We start from the raw sequence: 13465 nt of genomic DNA, 5'->3' as shown, positions 1-13465 counted from the left end.
AGGGGGCGGAAGGGAGTAGGAGGATGCGCCGATGAGGAGCACGGTGACCATGCTGGACTCACTTCCGCCGGCCCACCGCCGGGCCTTCCTGGAGCACGGCAAGAAGGTCAGCTTCCCGCAGAGCTGGCGCATCTGCGACGAGGGCAGATTCGCCGACCGGTTCTGGGTGATCGAATCGGGGGCCGTCTCCATCGACATGGACGTGCCCGGCCGCGGCGCGGTCTCCGTCGAGACCCTCGGCCCCGGCGAACTCGTCGGCTGGTCCTGGCTGTTCCCTCCCTACCGCTGGCAGGTCGGCGCCCACGCGCTGGGCTCGGTGGGGGCGTACGAGTTCAGCGGCGCCGAGATCCGCGACCTGTGCCGGGAAAACCCGGTGCTGGGCCAGGCCATCGTGCTGGCCGCCGCACAGACCATCGCCCAGCGGCTGGGCTCCGCCCGGGCCCGGATGCTCGACATGTACGGCCCGCGTCTGCAGGAGCATTCCTGAGGGCACGGCCGCTCCTCGGGGATGCGCCCCGAGCGCCTCGGCCGGCCGACGGAATTCGGCCACGTGCGTGGGGCGCGGCGGCCCGCCGCCGAGCTCCCGCAGCGTGCGGATCGGCTCCAGCCGTGCCACGGAGGCGGCGTCGTACAGCCGGTAGCCGCCGCGCTGCGCCCGGCCGGCGGCAGCGCGCCGATGTCGGACCAGTAGCGGGTGGTGAGCGCGCACCGGCGTGCCGGTACGGCGGGCGAGCCGCCCGAGGGTGAGGAGTTCCTGGTCGTCGCCCATTCGGCCGGGTCCGGACCTTCCGGCGGCCGGAGGCTCGCGCCCCTGTTCCCCGGTTCACTCCACCCAGGTGTCCTCGGCCCCCCGCGTGCCCACCGGGCGGCGGAAGAGTTCGTCGCGGTCCGCGTCGTACAGGACGAACGACCGGTGCGCCTTCGGTGCGGGGCGTACCGCGACGACCTCCGACGCGCGGAAGCCGGGCCACGGCTGCCCGCTGTGGCCGGCGCCCTCGGCCGCTTCCGGCGCCGACAGCGGATTGCCGCCCGCGCAGCGCACCCGGGGGACGCCGCGTTCGTCGACGAGCACCGCCGTGCCCTTCTCCAGCACCGCCGCGAAGGAGGTCGCGGAGCCGTCCGCGTAGCCGTGGCCGGTGACCCGGGTGTCGGCGCGCAGCAGCGCCGGGGTGAGCGACTTCAGGTACCGCCCGATCCCGTCGGTGTCGATGACCGCCACCCGGGCGAAGGCGGCCGCCTTGCCGGGGTCCTCGGTCAGGTACCGGGTCTGCTCGGCGACGTCGCAGGAGGCCCTGCCCTTGGTGCCGCCGTACAGGGCGCGGGTACCGCCGGAGACGCTCGGTGCCCCGTACGCGCCGGCGGGTTCGGGGGTCAGGGTGGGCGCCGGGGCGTCCGCGGGAGGGGGGTCGCCGGCCGTGCCGGCGGTGAAGGCGTCCTGACCCGCCACCTGGGCCGGCTGCAGTACGATCCGCGGCCGGGTGGGCGAGGGGCTCTTCTCCGGCGCGCCGGTGCCCCCACTCCCTCCCCGCGTGGCCAGGAAGACCGCCAGGACGAGCGCCGCGGCCCCGAGTGCGGCCAGTGCCGACAGCCCGGCGCTCGACGTCCACCACCTCCGGCGCGCGTGCGCGGGAGGTGCGTGGCCGGGGTCGGGGGCGCCGGGTGGCTCCCGGGGCGGAGGTGGGGTCACTCCCGCATTCTCCGTCCATCCTCCGACCGGGCCGCAAGCCGGGGCATTCCGGACGGGCGGGCTGCCGCCGGGCTGCTTAGCCTGACACCGTGACCCGGCATCCGCCCTCCACCCCGCCCCCCGCCCCGGGGTTCGCCCACGGCTGGCTGCACGCGCTGGCGGCGGTTCTGGCCGGGTACGCCGTCATGGTGGTCGTGGCGGCCCTCGGACTCTGGCTGGCGGGGGCCTCGGAGCTGCCGCAGGGCGCGTTCCTGCCGGTCATCGCGGCCACCGTGGTCATGGCCGTCGGCGGCCGCGTCGGTCTGGAGGGCGGCGCGGGCACCATCGCCCGGTCGGACGCGGCGGTGACCGTCTTCCCGCTGTCCGTCGCCCTGGCCGGGGCCCTGGTCACCGCCTACGTGGTCGTACGGCCGCTGCGCCGGCACGCGGTGGTCCCCGGGCGCCGGATGCTGTGGCTCTTCGTCCGTACGGCCGTGCTGTGGGCCCTCGCCACGCTGCTGATCGCCCTCGGCGCACGCCACACCTTCACCATCTCCACGGGCGAGGAGTTCCTCAACGACCTCGGCGACCTGCTCGGGGTCACCCCCACCGTGGGCTTTCGCGCCGACGTACCGGTCTCGGTCGTCGCCGGGCTGCTCTGGCTGGCCGTCGTCCTGGTCCTGGCCTTCGCCGTGTCGCGCAGGGCGCCGCTGCCGTCCCGGCTGGTGCCCGCGCACACCGTCGTCCGGCCGGCCGCCCGTGCCATGGTGGGCGTGCTGCTCGCCTACGTGGTCGTCGGCGGCGTGATCGCGGTGGTCACCGCCTTCACCCGCGCGGAGCCCGCCGACGGCTTCGCCGTGGTCTTCCTCGGCCTGCCCAACGTGGCCTGGCTCGCGCTCGGGATCGGCATGGGCGCCTCGTGGCACGGCAATGTGCAGGGGGCACTCGGCGTGCCGATGCCGGAGGCGCTGGCCGCCGTGCTGCGCAGCGGGGACGGGGACGTCACGCTCGATCTCGCGTCGCTGTCCGAGCAGGACGGAAGGGCGTGGTGGCTGGTGGTCGCCGTCGCCGTCGCCATGCTGGGCGCCGGCTGGGCCACCGCCCGGCGCGCGCCGCCCGGCACGGGGCACGTGCGCAACGCCGTCCACCTGGCGGTGGCGTCCGCGGTGGCCATGCTGCTGATCGGCGTGCTCACCCGGATCGACGCGCACTACGGGCTGTCCCTGTTCGGCATCGGCGACCCCTCGGACACCGGTGGCCTCGGCGGCTCGATCGTGCTGCTCCCGAACCTGCTCCCCGCGATCGGCATCGCCGCGCTGTGGGGCGTGGCGGCCGGTCTGCTCGGCAGCATGGCCGCTCACCTCGTGGCCCGCGCCCGCCCCGCCCGGCCGGGTGGGACGGCCCCCTGACGCCGCCCCGATGCAGGCGTCGTCAGGCCTCACCCGTCCACGTGATCGGGTGGGTCTCGGTGGGGGAGGAGTCGCCGCCGACCGGGGGCTTCGCCGGGGGCGGGGGGCCGGGGTCGCCCGGGCGCACGTCGGGCGGTGAGGAGGCGGCGTAGGTCGCCATGCGGGTGCCGTCGCAGTAGCACCAGCGGTCGTGCTCGGCGTCGAAGAGCCAGACCGCGTCCCCGTCGACGACGGCTCCGATCCTGATGCCGCTCGTGCCGCGGTCGAAGGTCTCCAGGTCGATCCGGCCGGCCGCCAGGTCCTGCACCAGGGAGCGGTACGAGCCGAGCGCCTCCACCAGCCGGCCCAGCAGGGGCCGGGCGTCCGCGGTGCGGGCGGGGGAGCCGCCGACGGCCGGAGGGCCCTGCGGGACCGTGATCAGCAGCCGTCCGTCCACCCAGGCGGACCAGCCGTTGGAGCACACGATCCGCGCCCAGTCGCCCCGGTGCTCGGTCACCCGCACCGGCAGCAGCGGGTCCAGCCCGGCGGAGGGGCTGGAGTCGTCCGGCGCCCGCCAGGTGGGGAGCCCCGAGGACGGGGCGACGTGGGTCGGGACGAACTCCGGCTCGTACACCACGGCCTACCTCCGCATGACGGCCGGCTCCTGGCGCCGCAGCAGCCTGGTGACGACGAGCCCGAAGACCGCCGACAGCACCACGAGCATGCCCATGTCCAGGAGCCACATCGAGGGGACGGACCGGAAGAGCGGGTCGGAGGTGACGGTGCTGGGCGTGATGGCGTGCAGGTCCAGCGTCGCGGCCATCGCCCCCAGCGCCCACCGCGACGGCACCAGCCAGGCCACCTGCTCCAGGCCCGGGACCCCGTGCAGCGGAAGCAGCGCACCGCAGAAGACGACCTGCACGATGGCGAGCAGCACCAGCAGCGGCATGGTCACCTCCTCCTTCCGCACCAGGGCCGAGATCAGCAGCCCGAGCATCATCGAGGTGAACGCCAGCAGCGCCACCGCCAGCGTGATCTCCAGCAGCGCCGGCATCAGGACCCCGCCGCCGCCCTGGGGTCTCAGCCGCACGCCCACCAGGGCCACCATCGTCAGCACCACCGCCTGGGCGACGGTGATCAGTCCCAGCACCACCACCTTGGACGCCAGGTACGCCGAGCGGGACAGGCCGACGGCCCGCTCCCGCTGGTAGATCACGCGTTCCTTGACCAGCTCGCGGACCGCGTTGGCCGCCCCGGTGAGGACCGAGCCGACGCACAGGATCAGCAGCACGTTGAGCGCGTTGTTGCGGCCAAGCGCGCCGCCCGCCAGGGCGCGCGCCATCCCGCCCATCACGAAGGGCAGCGCCACCATGATCGCCAGGAAGGTGCGGTCGGCGGCGAGCGACGCCGTGTAGCGGCGCACCAGCGTCCACAACTGGCCGCCCCAGCCCTGGGGCTTGGGCGGTTCGAGGGGTTCGAGTCCCCCCGGGGCCATGGGGCCCGCGGGTTCCAGCGCCGCCGCGATGTACTCGTCGTAGAGCGGGGAGGCCTCGTACTGGCCCGCCCAGTCGCGGTTCTCCTCGTGCTCGAACGCCTCGAAGGCCTCCGGCCACTGCCGGAAGCCGAAGAAGGGGAGGGTCTTGGAGGGCGGCCCGTAGTAGGCCATGCGCCCGCCGGGCGCCATCACCAGCAGGCGGTCGCAGACCTCCAGGCTGAGCACGCTGTGCGTCACCACGATGACCGTGCGGCCGTCGTCGGCGAGTTCGCGCAGCATCGTCATCACCGAGCGGTCCATTCCCGGGTCCAGGCCCGAGGTCGGCTCGTCCAGGAAGAGCAGCGAGGGTTTGGTCAGCAGCTCCAGGGCGACGCTCACCCGCTTGCGCTGGCCACCGGAGAGCGTGTGGACCGGCTGCCGTACCCGGGCCTCCAGGCCCAGTTCGGCGATCACCTCGTCCACCCGGGCCTGCCGCTCCTCCTTGGCGGTGTCGCCGGGGAAGCGCAGTTCGGCCGCGTACGACAGGGCGCGGCCCACGGGGAGCTGCTGGTGCAGGATGTCGTCCTGGGGGACGAGGCCGATGCGCTGGCGCAGGTCCGCGTACTCCCGGTACAGGTCCCGCCCGTCGTAGAGCACCGTGCCCTGGTCCGCCGGGCGCAGCCCGGTCAGCGCGTTCAGGAGCGTCGACTTGCCGGAGCCGCTCGGCCCGACCACCGCCAGCAGGCACTTCTCGCCGACGGGGAAGCTGATGTCGTCCAGCAGCACCTTGCCGGCGGCGCCCACCCGTACCGACAGGTCGCGGACGTTGAGCGAGACCTCGCCGGTGTCGGTGAACTCCTGCAGCTCTTCGCCGACCAGCCGGAACACCGCGTGGCCGACGTCGATGATGTCGCCCTGGTGCACGACCGCCCGGTCGACGCGCTGGCCGTCCAGGTAGGTGCCGTTGTGGCTGTGCAGGTCGACGATCTCGTAGCCGCCGTCCGGCAGCGACCGCAGCTCGGCGTGGTGGCGGGAGACCAGCAGGTCCGAGACGACCAGGTCGTTGTCGGAGGCGCGCCCGATGTGGATCGTGCGGCGCGGCAGCGATCGGACCGACGTCGGGTGACGGAAGGTGCCCGTCGCCGCGGGGGACGACACGGGCGGCGCCCGGTAGACGCCCGTGGGGGCCTCCGCGCTGCTCAGCCGGGCGCACGGTCCCTGCTCGGCGTGCCCGAAGCGGATGACGCTGCCCGGGCCGACTCCCCACTGCCGGACCTGCCGGCCGTTGACGAAGGTGCCGTTGGTGCTGCCCACGTCGTGCAGCATCCAGCTGTCGCCCGCGGGGCGGATCACCGCGTGGTGCCACGACACCCGGGGGTCGTCGAGGACGACGTCGCCGTCGGGGTCGCGACCGACGTGGTAGTCCCGACCCGGGACCAGGATCCGGGTGTCCCCGTCGGTCTCGAGCACGAGCTTGGGCGCGGTGGGCGCGGAACCTCGCTCGGCCACGCTTCGATCGTAGCCGCGGACCGGCCGCACCGCCTGTGCCACCTGTCCCGCAACGGGCCGTCACATGGCCCTGAGGGACGGTGCCGGGGCGCTCACCAGTCGGTCGGCGCGTAGTCCTTGAGGAACACCCCGAACAGGTCCTCGCCCTGCTCGCCGCGGACGATCGGGTCGTACACGCGGGCGGCGCCGTCGATCAGGTCCAGCGGGGCGTGGAAGCCCTCCTCGGCCATGCGGACCTTGTCCGGGTGCGGGCGCTCGTCGGTGATCCAGCCGGTGTCGACGCTGGTCATCAGGATGCCGTCGCTCTCCAGCATCTCCCGGGCGCTGGTGCGGGTCAGCATGTTGAGCGCGGCCTTGGCCATGTTGGTGTGCGGATGGCCCGCACCCTTGTAGCCGCGGGTGAACTTGCCCTCCATCGCGGAGACGTTCACCACGTACTTGCGGCGGGCGGCGGCGGCGGCCATCGCCGGGCGCAGCCTGCTGACCAGGATGAAGGGCGCGGTCTCGTTGCACAGCTGCACTTCGAGCATCTCGACCGGGTCGACCTCGCCCACGGCGCGGCTCCAGCTGTTCTCCGCGTCCAGGTCGGGGATCAGCCCGCCGGCGTCGATCGCCGTGCCGGCCTCGATCCGGGCGAGCGAGGCCGAACCGCTCACCAGCGCCAGGTCCGTGACCTCCCGGGCCCGGGCGGCCAGCTCCGCGCGCGGGGCCGGCAGCGCGGGCTGGGCGCCGCTGCCGAAGGCGCCGAAGACCTCCGAGGCCGGCAGGGCCCCGGCCGGGAGGGGTGCGGACTCGGCGGCCACCAGTTCCGCGTACGCGGCCGGGGACCGGCGTACGGTCTGCGCCGCGTTGTTGATCAGGATGTCCAGCGGTCCCTCGGCGGCCACCGAGTCCGCGAGTGCCACCACCTGCGCCGGGTCGCGCAGGTCGACCCCGACGATCTTGAGGCGGTGGATCCACTCGTCGCTGTCCGGCATCGCCTTGAAGCGCCGGATCGCGTCCGCGGGGAAGCGCGTGGTGACGGTGGTGTGGGCGCCGTCGCGCAGCAGCCGCAGCGCGATGTACATGCCGATCTTGGCCCGGCCGCCGGTGAGCAGGGCGCGCCGGCCGCTCAGGTCGGCCCGCGCGTCGCGGCGGGCGCGGTTGGACGCCGCGCAGCTCTGGCACAGCTGGTGGTAGAAGGCGTCGACCTCGACATAGCGGCCCTTGCACACGTAGCAGGAGCGCGGCCGCTGCAGGATGCCGGCGATCTCACCGATGACCGAGGAGGACGGCAGCAGCCCCTGGGTCTCGTCGTCGATGCGTTCCGCGGAACCGGTGGCCGTGGCCTCGGTGACGGACTTGTCGTGGGCCGTCTTGGCGGAACGCCGCTCCTGGCGGCGCCGCTGCTTCACCGTCCGGTAGATGCCGGCCGTGGCCCTGCGGACGGTGATCGCGTCGGGGTGGTCCAGCGGCAGCTCGTCGAGTTCCCTCAGCACGCTGAGGCACAGTTCCAGGCGTACCGGGTCGATGCCGGGGACGCCGTCCCAGGCCGTGGCCGTGCTCTGCTCGTTCTCGGTCGCCGTCATGCCCGCCGTCGTTCCCTGGATCGTGTGTTCCCGCTGGTGTCCTGCGGAACTCTACGGAGGCGGCGGCGCCCGGCCAAAACGGCGGCTTCCACCCGTGCCCGGGCCGGCGGCCGCGGGAGGTGCCCCGGGGCGGTCCCGGAGGCGGTCCGCGGCGCGGCCGCGGGTCACTCCAGGGGGGCGGTGGCCTCGCTCTCGTACTCGTAGTCCCACGGCTCGTCGGCCATGTGCTCGAGGCGCTTGTAGTACGCGGCGCTGTCGGGCCACGCCTGGTGCGCCCCGGCGTCCTGCACGCTGATGGCCAGCGGGTCGTACAGGATGCCCTCGGGGGGCTGCCCCCCGGCTCCCAGGGCGATGCCGAGGGTCAGACCGTCCCCGGGGCCGCCGTGGAGTCGGATCCTGGTGGTCATGGAGGTCACCTCCTGTATCCATGATCTCTCGCCGGGGGAGGTTTGGTGAAGAAGCGGGACGGCGACGGGCCCTCGGCCGACAGTGAGTGAGAGATCCGTTACGTTACGCCTCTCCGCCCGCCCCGACCCCCACGAGGTGCCGCGTGCGCGAATTCAGTCTGCCCGCGCTGGTCCCGGCCACTCTTGCCGGCGGCCTCGCCGACGTGGTGTTCGAGACCGCGGCGCAGGCCCCCGACGAGGTGCGGCTGGGCCGCAAGGAGGACGGCCGCTGGCGGGACGTGACCGCGGCCGGCTTCCGGGACGAGGTGATGGCCCTGGCCAAGGGGCTGCTCGCGCACGGGGTGCGGTTCGGGGACCGGGTGGGGATCATGTCGCGCACCCGCTACGAGTGGACGCTCTTCGACTTCGCGCTGTGGACCGTAGGGGCCCAGCCGGTCCCCGTCTACCCGTCCTCCTCCGCCGAGCAGCTGCGCTGGATCCTCCACGACACCGGCGCCGTCGGCTGCGTCCTGGAGCACGAGGACCACGCGATGACGCTGGGCTCGGTGATCGACCGGCTGCCCGCCGTGACCCGCGTCTGGCAGCTGGACGCCGGAGCGGTCAAGCAGCTCGTGGCGGACGGGGAGCGGATCTCCGATGACGTGGTCCACCGGCACCGGCTCGCCGTCACCCCCGACGCCGTCGCCACCGTGATCTACACCTCGGGCACCACGGGGCGCCCCCGGGGCTGCGTGCTGACCCACGGCAACTTCATGTGCCAGACCGACAACCTCATCGCCGGCTGGCGACCGGTCTTCGACAGCGGCGCCTCCGCGCAGCCGTCCGTGCTGCTGTTCCTGCCGCTGGCCCATGTCTTCGGCCGCATGATCCAGGTGGCGGCCGTGCGCGCGAGGGTGCGCCTGGGCCACCAGCCCGAGATGACGGCCGCCGAACTCCTGCCCGACCTTGCGCTGTTCCGGCCGACCTTCGTGCTCGCCGTGCCGTACGTCTTCGAGAAGGTCTTCAACTCCGCGCGGGACAGGGCGGAGGAGGCGGGCCACCTCGGGGTGTTCGACAAGGCCGTCGACGTGGCGGTGCGGTTCGCCGAGGCCCGCGAGCGCCGTGCGCTGGGCACCGGGCCGGGACCGAGCGCGGCGCTGCGCGTGCTGCACCGCTTCTACGACCGGATGGTGTACGCCAGGGTCCGTGAGGCGCTGGGCGGCCGGGTCCGCAACGCGGTGAGCGGCGGCTCCACCATGGGACGGCGGCTCGGGCTGTTCCTGGAGGGCGCGGGGGTCACGGTGTACGAGGGCTACGGGCTCACCGAGTCCACCTCGGCGGCCACCGCCAACCCGCCCGGCCGGGTGCGCTACGGCACGGTGGGCCACCCCGTGCCCGGGACCGCCGTCCGGATCTCCGACGAGGGCGAGATCCTGCTGCGCGGCCCGGCGGTCTTCTCCGGCTACCTCGGCGACCCCGAGGCCACGGCGCAGGCCCTGCGCGACGGCTGGCTGCACACCGGCGACCTCGGCTTCCTCGACGAGCACGGCTATCTGACGATCACCGGCCGCAAGAAGGAGATCATCGTCACCACCAGCGGCAAGAACCTCTCCCCGGCCGTCCTGGAGGAACGGGTGCGCGAGCACCCGCTGGTCGAGCACTGCCTGGTCATCGGGAACGACCGGCCGTACGTGACGGCCCTGGTGACCCTGGACACCGAGGCGACGGCCCAGTGGCTGCGGCTGCGCGGCAAGGCCGAGGCGGGGCTGCAGGAGCTGGTGCGCGACCCGGACCTGGAGACCGAGGTGCGCCGGGCGGTGTCGGCGGCCAACACGCGCGTGTCGAGGGCGGAGTCGATCCGCTCGTTCCGCGTGCTGGCCGCCTCGTTCAGCGAGGAGCGGGGGCTGGTCACCCCCTCGCGCAAGCTCAGGCGCCGGGCGGTCGAGGAGGCCTACGCCGCCGAGATCGACGCGATGTACCGGCGCTGAACCGCCGTCACGGCTTCGGGAGCCCGCACCCCGGCAGGGTGAGGTCGAAGCGGTTGCCCGTGGTCACGCAGGCGCCGATCCCGTAGGTCTGCTCGGCGTAGTTGATGCCCCGGCGGACGGTGACGGTGCCGTTCGCGTCCACCTCACAGGGGTTGTTGAGGGTGCAGCGGCCGCCGTCCTCATTACCGGTGTTGTTGATGGCGACGACCTTGCCGGTCGCGGTGTCGATGACGGGCGACCCCGAGGTGCCGCCGATGGTGTTGCACGAGGAGGTGTAGCGGACCGAGTCCTTCCAGGTCCAGTCGCCCTCCTTGAGGAGGTGGACGAAGCCGTCGATGCTGCAGCTGTAGATGGTCTTCCAGTAGCCGGAGACGACCTTGATGGCCGTGCCCTGCACAGGGTGCGTACCGGAGACCTCCAGCGCCGAGATCCCGTAGGAGGACTGGATCTGCGCGTAGGTGCGGCCCAGCTGGTACACCGAGATGTCGGTGTCGGTCATGGTCGCGTACGCGAGCTTGGTGGCGCGCAGCGTGGCGACCGAGCGCCCGGAGGCGTTGAGCAGCCCGAAGGCGCGTGTGGACGCCTGATCGACCAGCACCTCGCCGGGGTCGAGGAAGCCGCTGGTCAGGCAGTGCCCGTTGGAGAGCACCAGGGCCGGGTCGGTGGACGCGGAGCCCGGGAAGCGGATGAGCGATCCGGAGCAGTTGCTGAGCGACACCGTCCCCGCGAAGTCGACGGTGACCGCCGCGCCGGCGTGGGGTGTGGCCGCGGCGTCCGGTCCGGTCGCCGTGGCGGGGGCGGCGGACAGGCCGAGGGTCGCGACCGCGGCGAGGGCCGCCAGGGCGGCCGCGAAGAATCCTCTGAGAGGTCGTTTCATGTGGGGGGTCCTCTCGAGACCGAAGTTCTTTCGGTTTTGGCATGCACATTGTTATGACTCGAGAGGGTGGTCACAAGAGGGCCCGGGGCCGCCGGACCGCGCCCGGCCGAAGGGATTGCCGGCGGGCGCGGCCCGGTGACGGACCGTCAGCCGGGCAGCCCCGCGACCCGTTCGCCGGCCCGGAGGGCGGGAGCGCCGATCCGGACGTTCGTGCCGTGCTCGCGGGCTCCGGCCTGGACCGGTACGGCCGGGCGGGGCGCCGGGGCACGGTGGGCTGCGCTCGCCAGCGAACGCCGGTCCGGCAGCGAGTGCGCCGCGATGCGCGGGAGCGCCGCCACCTCCGCGGTGAGGCCGCGGGCCGCCACCACCCGGCGCACCGAGTCCATCAGGGTGTCCTCGCCGAGGAACGCCGCCGCGGTGCTGGGCCGGCCGTCCGCGTCCCGGTAGCGGACGAGCAGCGGCTGCACGTCGGCACCCGCGTCCAGCGCGGACTGGAACAGCGCCCGGCGGTAGCGTCCTTCCTCGCGGCCGCACCAGGTGCTGCCCTCCGGGAAGGCCACCACCGTCGCGCCCGAGCGCAGCGCCTGCGCGACCTCGGCCACCGTGCCGGGCAGCGAGCGGATCCGCTCGCGGTCGATGAAGATCGTGCGGCCGCGAACGCACAGCCGCCCGATCACCGGCCAGTCGCGGATCTCACGCTTGGCGACGTTGCGGCCCGGGAAGACCGCGGCGACGAGAAGGATGTCGAGCCACGACACGTGGTTGGCGACCACCAGCAGGCCGCGGCCCGGCTCCCGCGGCGCCGGATCCGGCAGCCGTACCCGGACACCGAAGGCCGCCATCACCGAGCGGGTCCACCGCCGGATCAGCCGCTCGCGCCCCGCCTGGCCGCACAGCGCGCCGAGCGGCGCCGACAGCGCGACGCCGACCAGCAGCACCGCCACCGCGGCGGCGTACCGCAGCGTCCGCCGGACCCGGCCCACCACCGGACCGTCGCCGGTCACGCACGCCTGCGGCGTGCAGGACGAGACCGGCGACCACCACGTCGCGGCCATCTCAGACCGACCCGAGCGAGCCGAGGGCGCCGAAGTGGCGCAGGTAGCGCTCGTCGGTGCGCTCCAGCGAGAGCAGGATGAACAGGTCGGCGACGCCGAAGTCCGGGTCGTGGGCGGGCTCGCCGCACACCCAGGCACCCAGCCGCAGGTAGCCGCGGAGCAGCGCGGGCAGCGTGGTGCGGGCCGGGCGGGCGATGCCCGCCGGGTCCCAGGGGCGGAGCGGGGAGACCCGGTACTCCTCGGGGGCCAGGTTCTTGGCGGAGACCCGGTCCCACACGCCGGCCGCCATCGCGCCGCCGTCGTTCAGCCCCACCGAGCAGCAGCCGGCGACCCAGTTGTGGCCGGTGGTCGCCATGTAGCGGGTGATGCCGCCCCACATCAGGGCGACGACGGCCCCGTCCCGGTGCGCGGGGTGCACGCACGAGCGGCCCACCTCGACCATGTCGTGCTGGATCGGGGCGAGCCGGCTCAGGTCGAACTCGGACTCGGAGTAGGTGCGGCCGGCGCGGCGGGCGTTGGCGGGGGTGAGCAGCCGGTAGGTGCCGACGACCTCGCCGGTGAGGTCGTCCTTCACCAGCAGGTGGTCGCAGTAGGCGTCGAGGGCGTCGACGTCCAGGCCCGGCTCGGGGGTGTCCAGCACGGCCCCCATCTCCCCGGCGAACACCTGGTGCCGCAGACGCTGCGCGGCCCGCACCTCGGCCTCGTCCTGGGCGAGGCTCACCGAATAGCGGGGCCGGTCGATCGGGGTGTCGACGACGGGAGCGAGTTCGTACGAAGCGGTCATGGCACGATTCCCTGGTCAGGGGGACGGGGACACCCCTAGATGTCCCGTCGCGGCCTTGCCTTGGCGTGTCGTCGACGGAGCGGGCAGATGTGGGCTCGCTGAAGTGCCGGTGCCGCGGGCCCGCGGGGCCGCCCGCTTCACCCGGAAAGCGCGCCCAGGCGGCCTTCGAGCAGCAGCAGGAGTTCGCCGAGGAGGCCCGCCAGCTCCTCGCGGCGGGCCTCCGGGAGACCGGACACCAGCCCGGTCTCGTAGGCGAGCTGCTCGGGCAGCACGCGGTCGACGAGCACCCGGCCCTCGTCGGTGAGCCGCAGGTGGGAGACCCGGCGGTCGCGGCCGTCGGGGCGACGGGACACCAGGCCGCGCTCCTCCAGCAGTTTGATCCGCTTGGTGACCGCGGCCCCCGAGGCGAAGGTCTCCCGGGCCAGCCGGCCCGGTGTCAGCTCGCCGCCGACGCGGCGCAGGGCGATGAGGATGTCGTACTCGGGGCGGCTGAGGCCCTCGCGGCCCAGCGGCGTCTCGGTGACCTGCTGCAGCAGTGCGGCGCAGCGGTTCAGCCGGCCGATCACGGCGACCGGCCCGAAGTCCAGATCGGGGTAGACGTCCTGCCACTGGCGCAGCACCGTCGCGACGGCGTCCTCCACGCGAGTCGTCCTTCCTCCGTACGCCGGCGGCTCCGGCGGCGTCCGCATGATCGTACGCGTCGCCGGGGCGCGGCGACGGACCGGCCGTCCCCGTGCCGGCCTGCGGTCATCAGGCGCGCCGGGTGCGCT

The 13465-nt window shown here is 74.0% G+C and carries 12 protein-coding genes; 3 read left to right on the top strand and 9 right to left on the bottom strand.

Going from position 1 to position 13465, the window contains the following annotated elements; genetic code table 11:
• The first annotated feature begins 31 nt into the window (after window positions 1-31).
• Window positions 32-487, top strand: a complete 456-nt coding sequence (locus B085_RS0120030) for a Crp/Fnr family transcriptional regulator (protein WP_018560362.1) — start codon at window positions 32-34, stop codon at window positions 485-487.
• A gap of 336 nt (window positions 488-823) precedes the next feature.
• On the opposite strand, the gene B085_RS43030 is transcribed toward B085_RS0120030, so the two are convergent.
• Window positions 824-1687, bottom strand: a complete 864-nt coding sequence (locus B085_RS43030) for a DUF6777 domain-containing protein (RefSeq protein WP_018560360.1) — start codon at window positions 1685-1687, stop codon at window positions 824-826.
• 89 nt (window positions 1688-1776) lie between these two features.
• Between B085_RS43030 and B085_RS0120015 the strand changes: the two genes are divergently transcribed.
• Window positions 1777-3075: a streptophobe family protein gene (locus B085_RS0120015; protein WP_018560359.1), complete on the top strand. Its 1299-nt coding sequence runs from the start codon at window positions 1777-1779 to the stop codon at window positions 3073-3075.
• Window positions 3076-3097: 22 nt separating this feature from the next.
• Here B085_RS0120015 and B085_RS0120010 read toward each other — a convergent pair whose 3' ends face one another.
• The 4 genes from B085_RS0120010 to B085_RS0119995 all read right to left on the bottom strand — a co-directional run bounded on the left by B085_RS0120010 (window position 3098) and on the right by B085_RS0119995 (window position 8012).
• Entirely contained in the window at window positions 3098-3691 is a 594-nt protein-coding gene (locus tag B085_RS0120010; RefSeq protein ID WP_018560358.1) for a hypothetical protein, read from the bottom strand.
• A gap of 3 nt (window positions 3692-3694) precedes the next feature.
• On the bottom strand, window positions 3695-6037 hold the full coding sequence (locus B085_RS0120005) for an FHA domain-containing protein (protein ID WP_026251246.1): 2343 nt from the start codon (window positions 6035-6037) through the stop codon (window positions 3695-3697).
• 92 nt (window positions 6038-6129) lie between these two features.
• Window positions 6130-7605 (bottom strand): SDR family NAD(P)-dependent oxidoreductase, encoded by a 1476-nt coding sequence (locus tag B085_RS0120000; RefSeq protein ID WP_018560356.1) that lies wholly within the window; start codon window positions 7603-7605, stop codon window positions 6130-6132.
• 164 nt (window positions 7606-7769) lie between these two features.
• Window positions 7770-8012: a hypothetical protein gene (locus B085_RS0119995; protein ID WP_018560355.1), complete on the bottom strand. Its 243-nt coding sequence runs from the start codon at window positions 8010-8012 to the stop codon at window positions 7770-7772.
• Between the two features lie 143 nt (window positions 8013-8155).
• Here B085_RS0119995 and B085_RS0119990 point away from each other — a divergent pair, with 143 nt between their 5' ends.
• Complete coding sequence (locus B085_RS0119990) at window positions 8156-9979, top strand: AMP-dependent synthetase/ligase (RefSeq protein WP_018560354.1); 1824 nt, start codon at window positions 8156-8158, stop codon at window positions 9977-9979.
• Between the two features lie 7 nt (window positions 9980-9986).
• Here B085_RS0119990 and B085_RS0119985 read toward each other — a convergent pair whose 3' ends face one another.
• The 4 genes from B085_RS0119985 to B085_RS0119970 all read right to left on the bottom strand — a co-directional run bounded on the left by B085_RS0119985 (window position 9987) and on the right by B085_RS0119970 (window position 13384).
• A complete protein-coding gene (locus tag B085_RS0119985) occupies window positions 9987-10856 on the bottom strand; it encodes a S1 family peptidase (RefSeq protein WP_018560353.1) in 870 nt (289 codons plus the stop codon).
• Window positions 10857-11002: 146 nt separating this feature from the next.
• Complete coding sequence (locus tag B085_RS0119980; RefSeq protein ID WP_018560352.1) at window positions 11003-11911, bottom strand: lysophospholipid acyltransferase family protein; 909 nt, start codon at window positions 11909-11911, stop codon at window positions 11003-11005.
• A 1-nt stretch (window position 11912) separates the two neighbouring features.
• A complete protein-coding gene (locus tag B085_RS0119975) occupies window positions 11913-12695 on the bottom strand; it encodes a GNAT family N-acetyltransferase (RefSeq protein ID WP_018560351.1) in 783 nt (260 codons plus the stop codon).
• Window positions 12696-12832: 137 nt separating this feature from the next.
• Window positions 12833-13384 carry a MarR family winged helix-turn-helix transcriptional regulator gene (locus B085_RS0119970; protein ID WP_051102116.1) on the bottom strand — a complete coding sequence of 184 codons (552 nt, stop codon included), beginning with the start codon at window positions 13382-13384 and terminating at the stop codon, window positions 12833-12835.
• Window positions 13385-13465: the final 81 nt, after the last annotated feature.

Origin of the sequence: Streptomyces sp. BoleA5, assembly GCF_000373665.1 — a bacterium.
In the GTDB taxonomy this organism is placed as follows: Bacteria; Actinomycetota; Actinomycetes; order Streptomycetales; family Streptomycetaceae; genus Actinacidiphila.
Note: the sequence above shows the minus strand (reverse complement) of the source record. Positions and strands in the feature narration are given on the sequence as shown.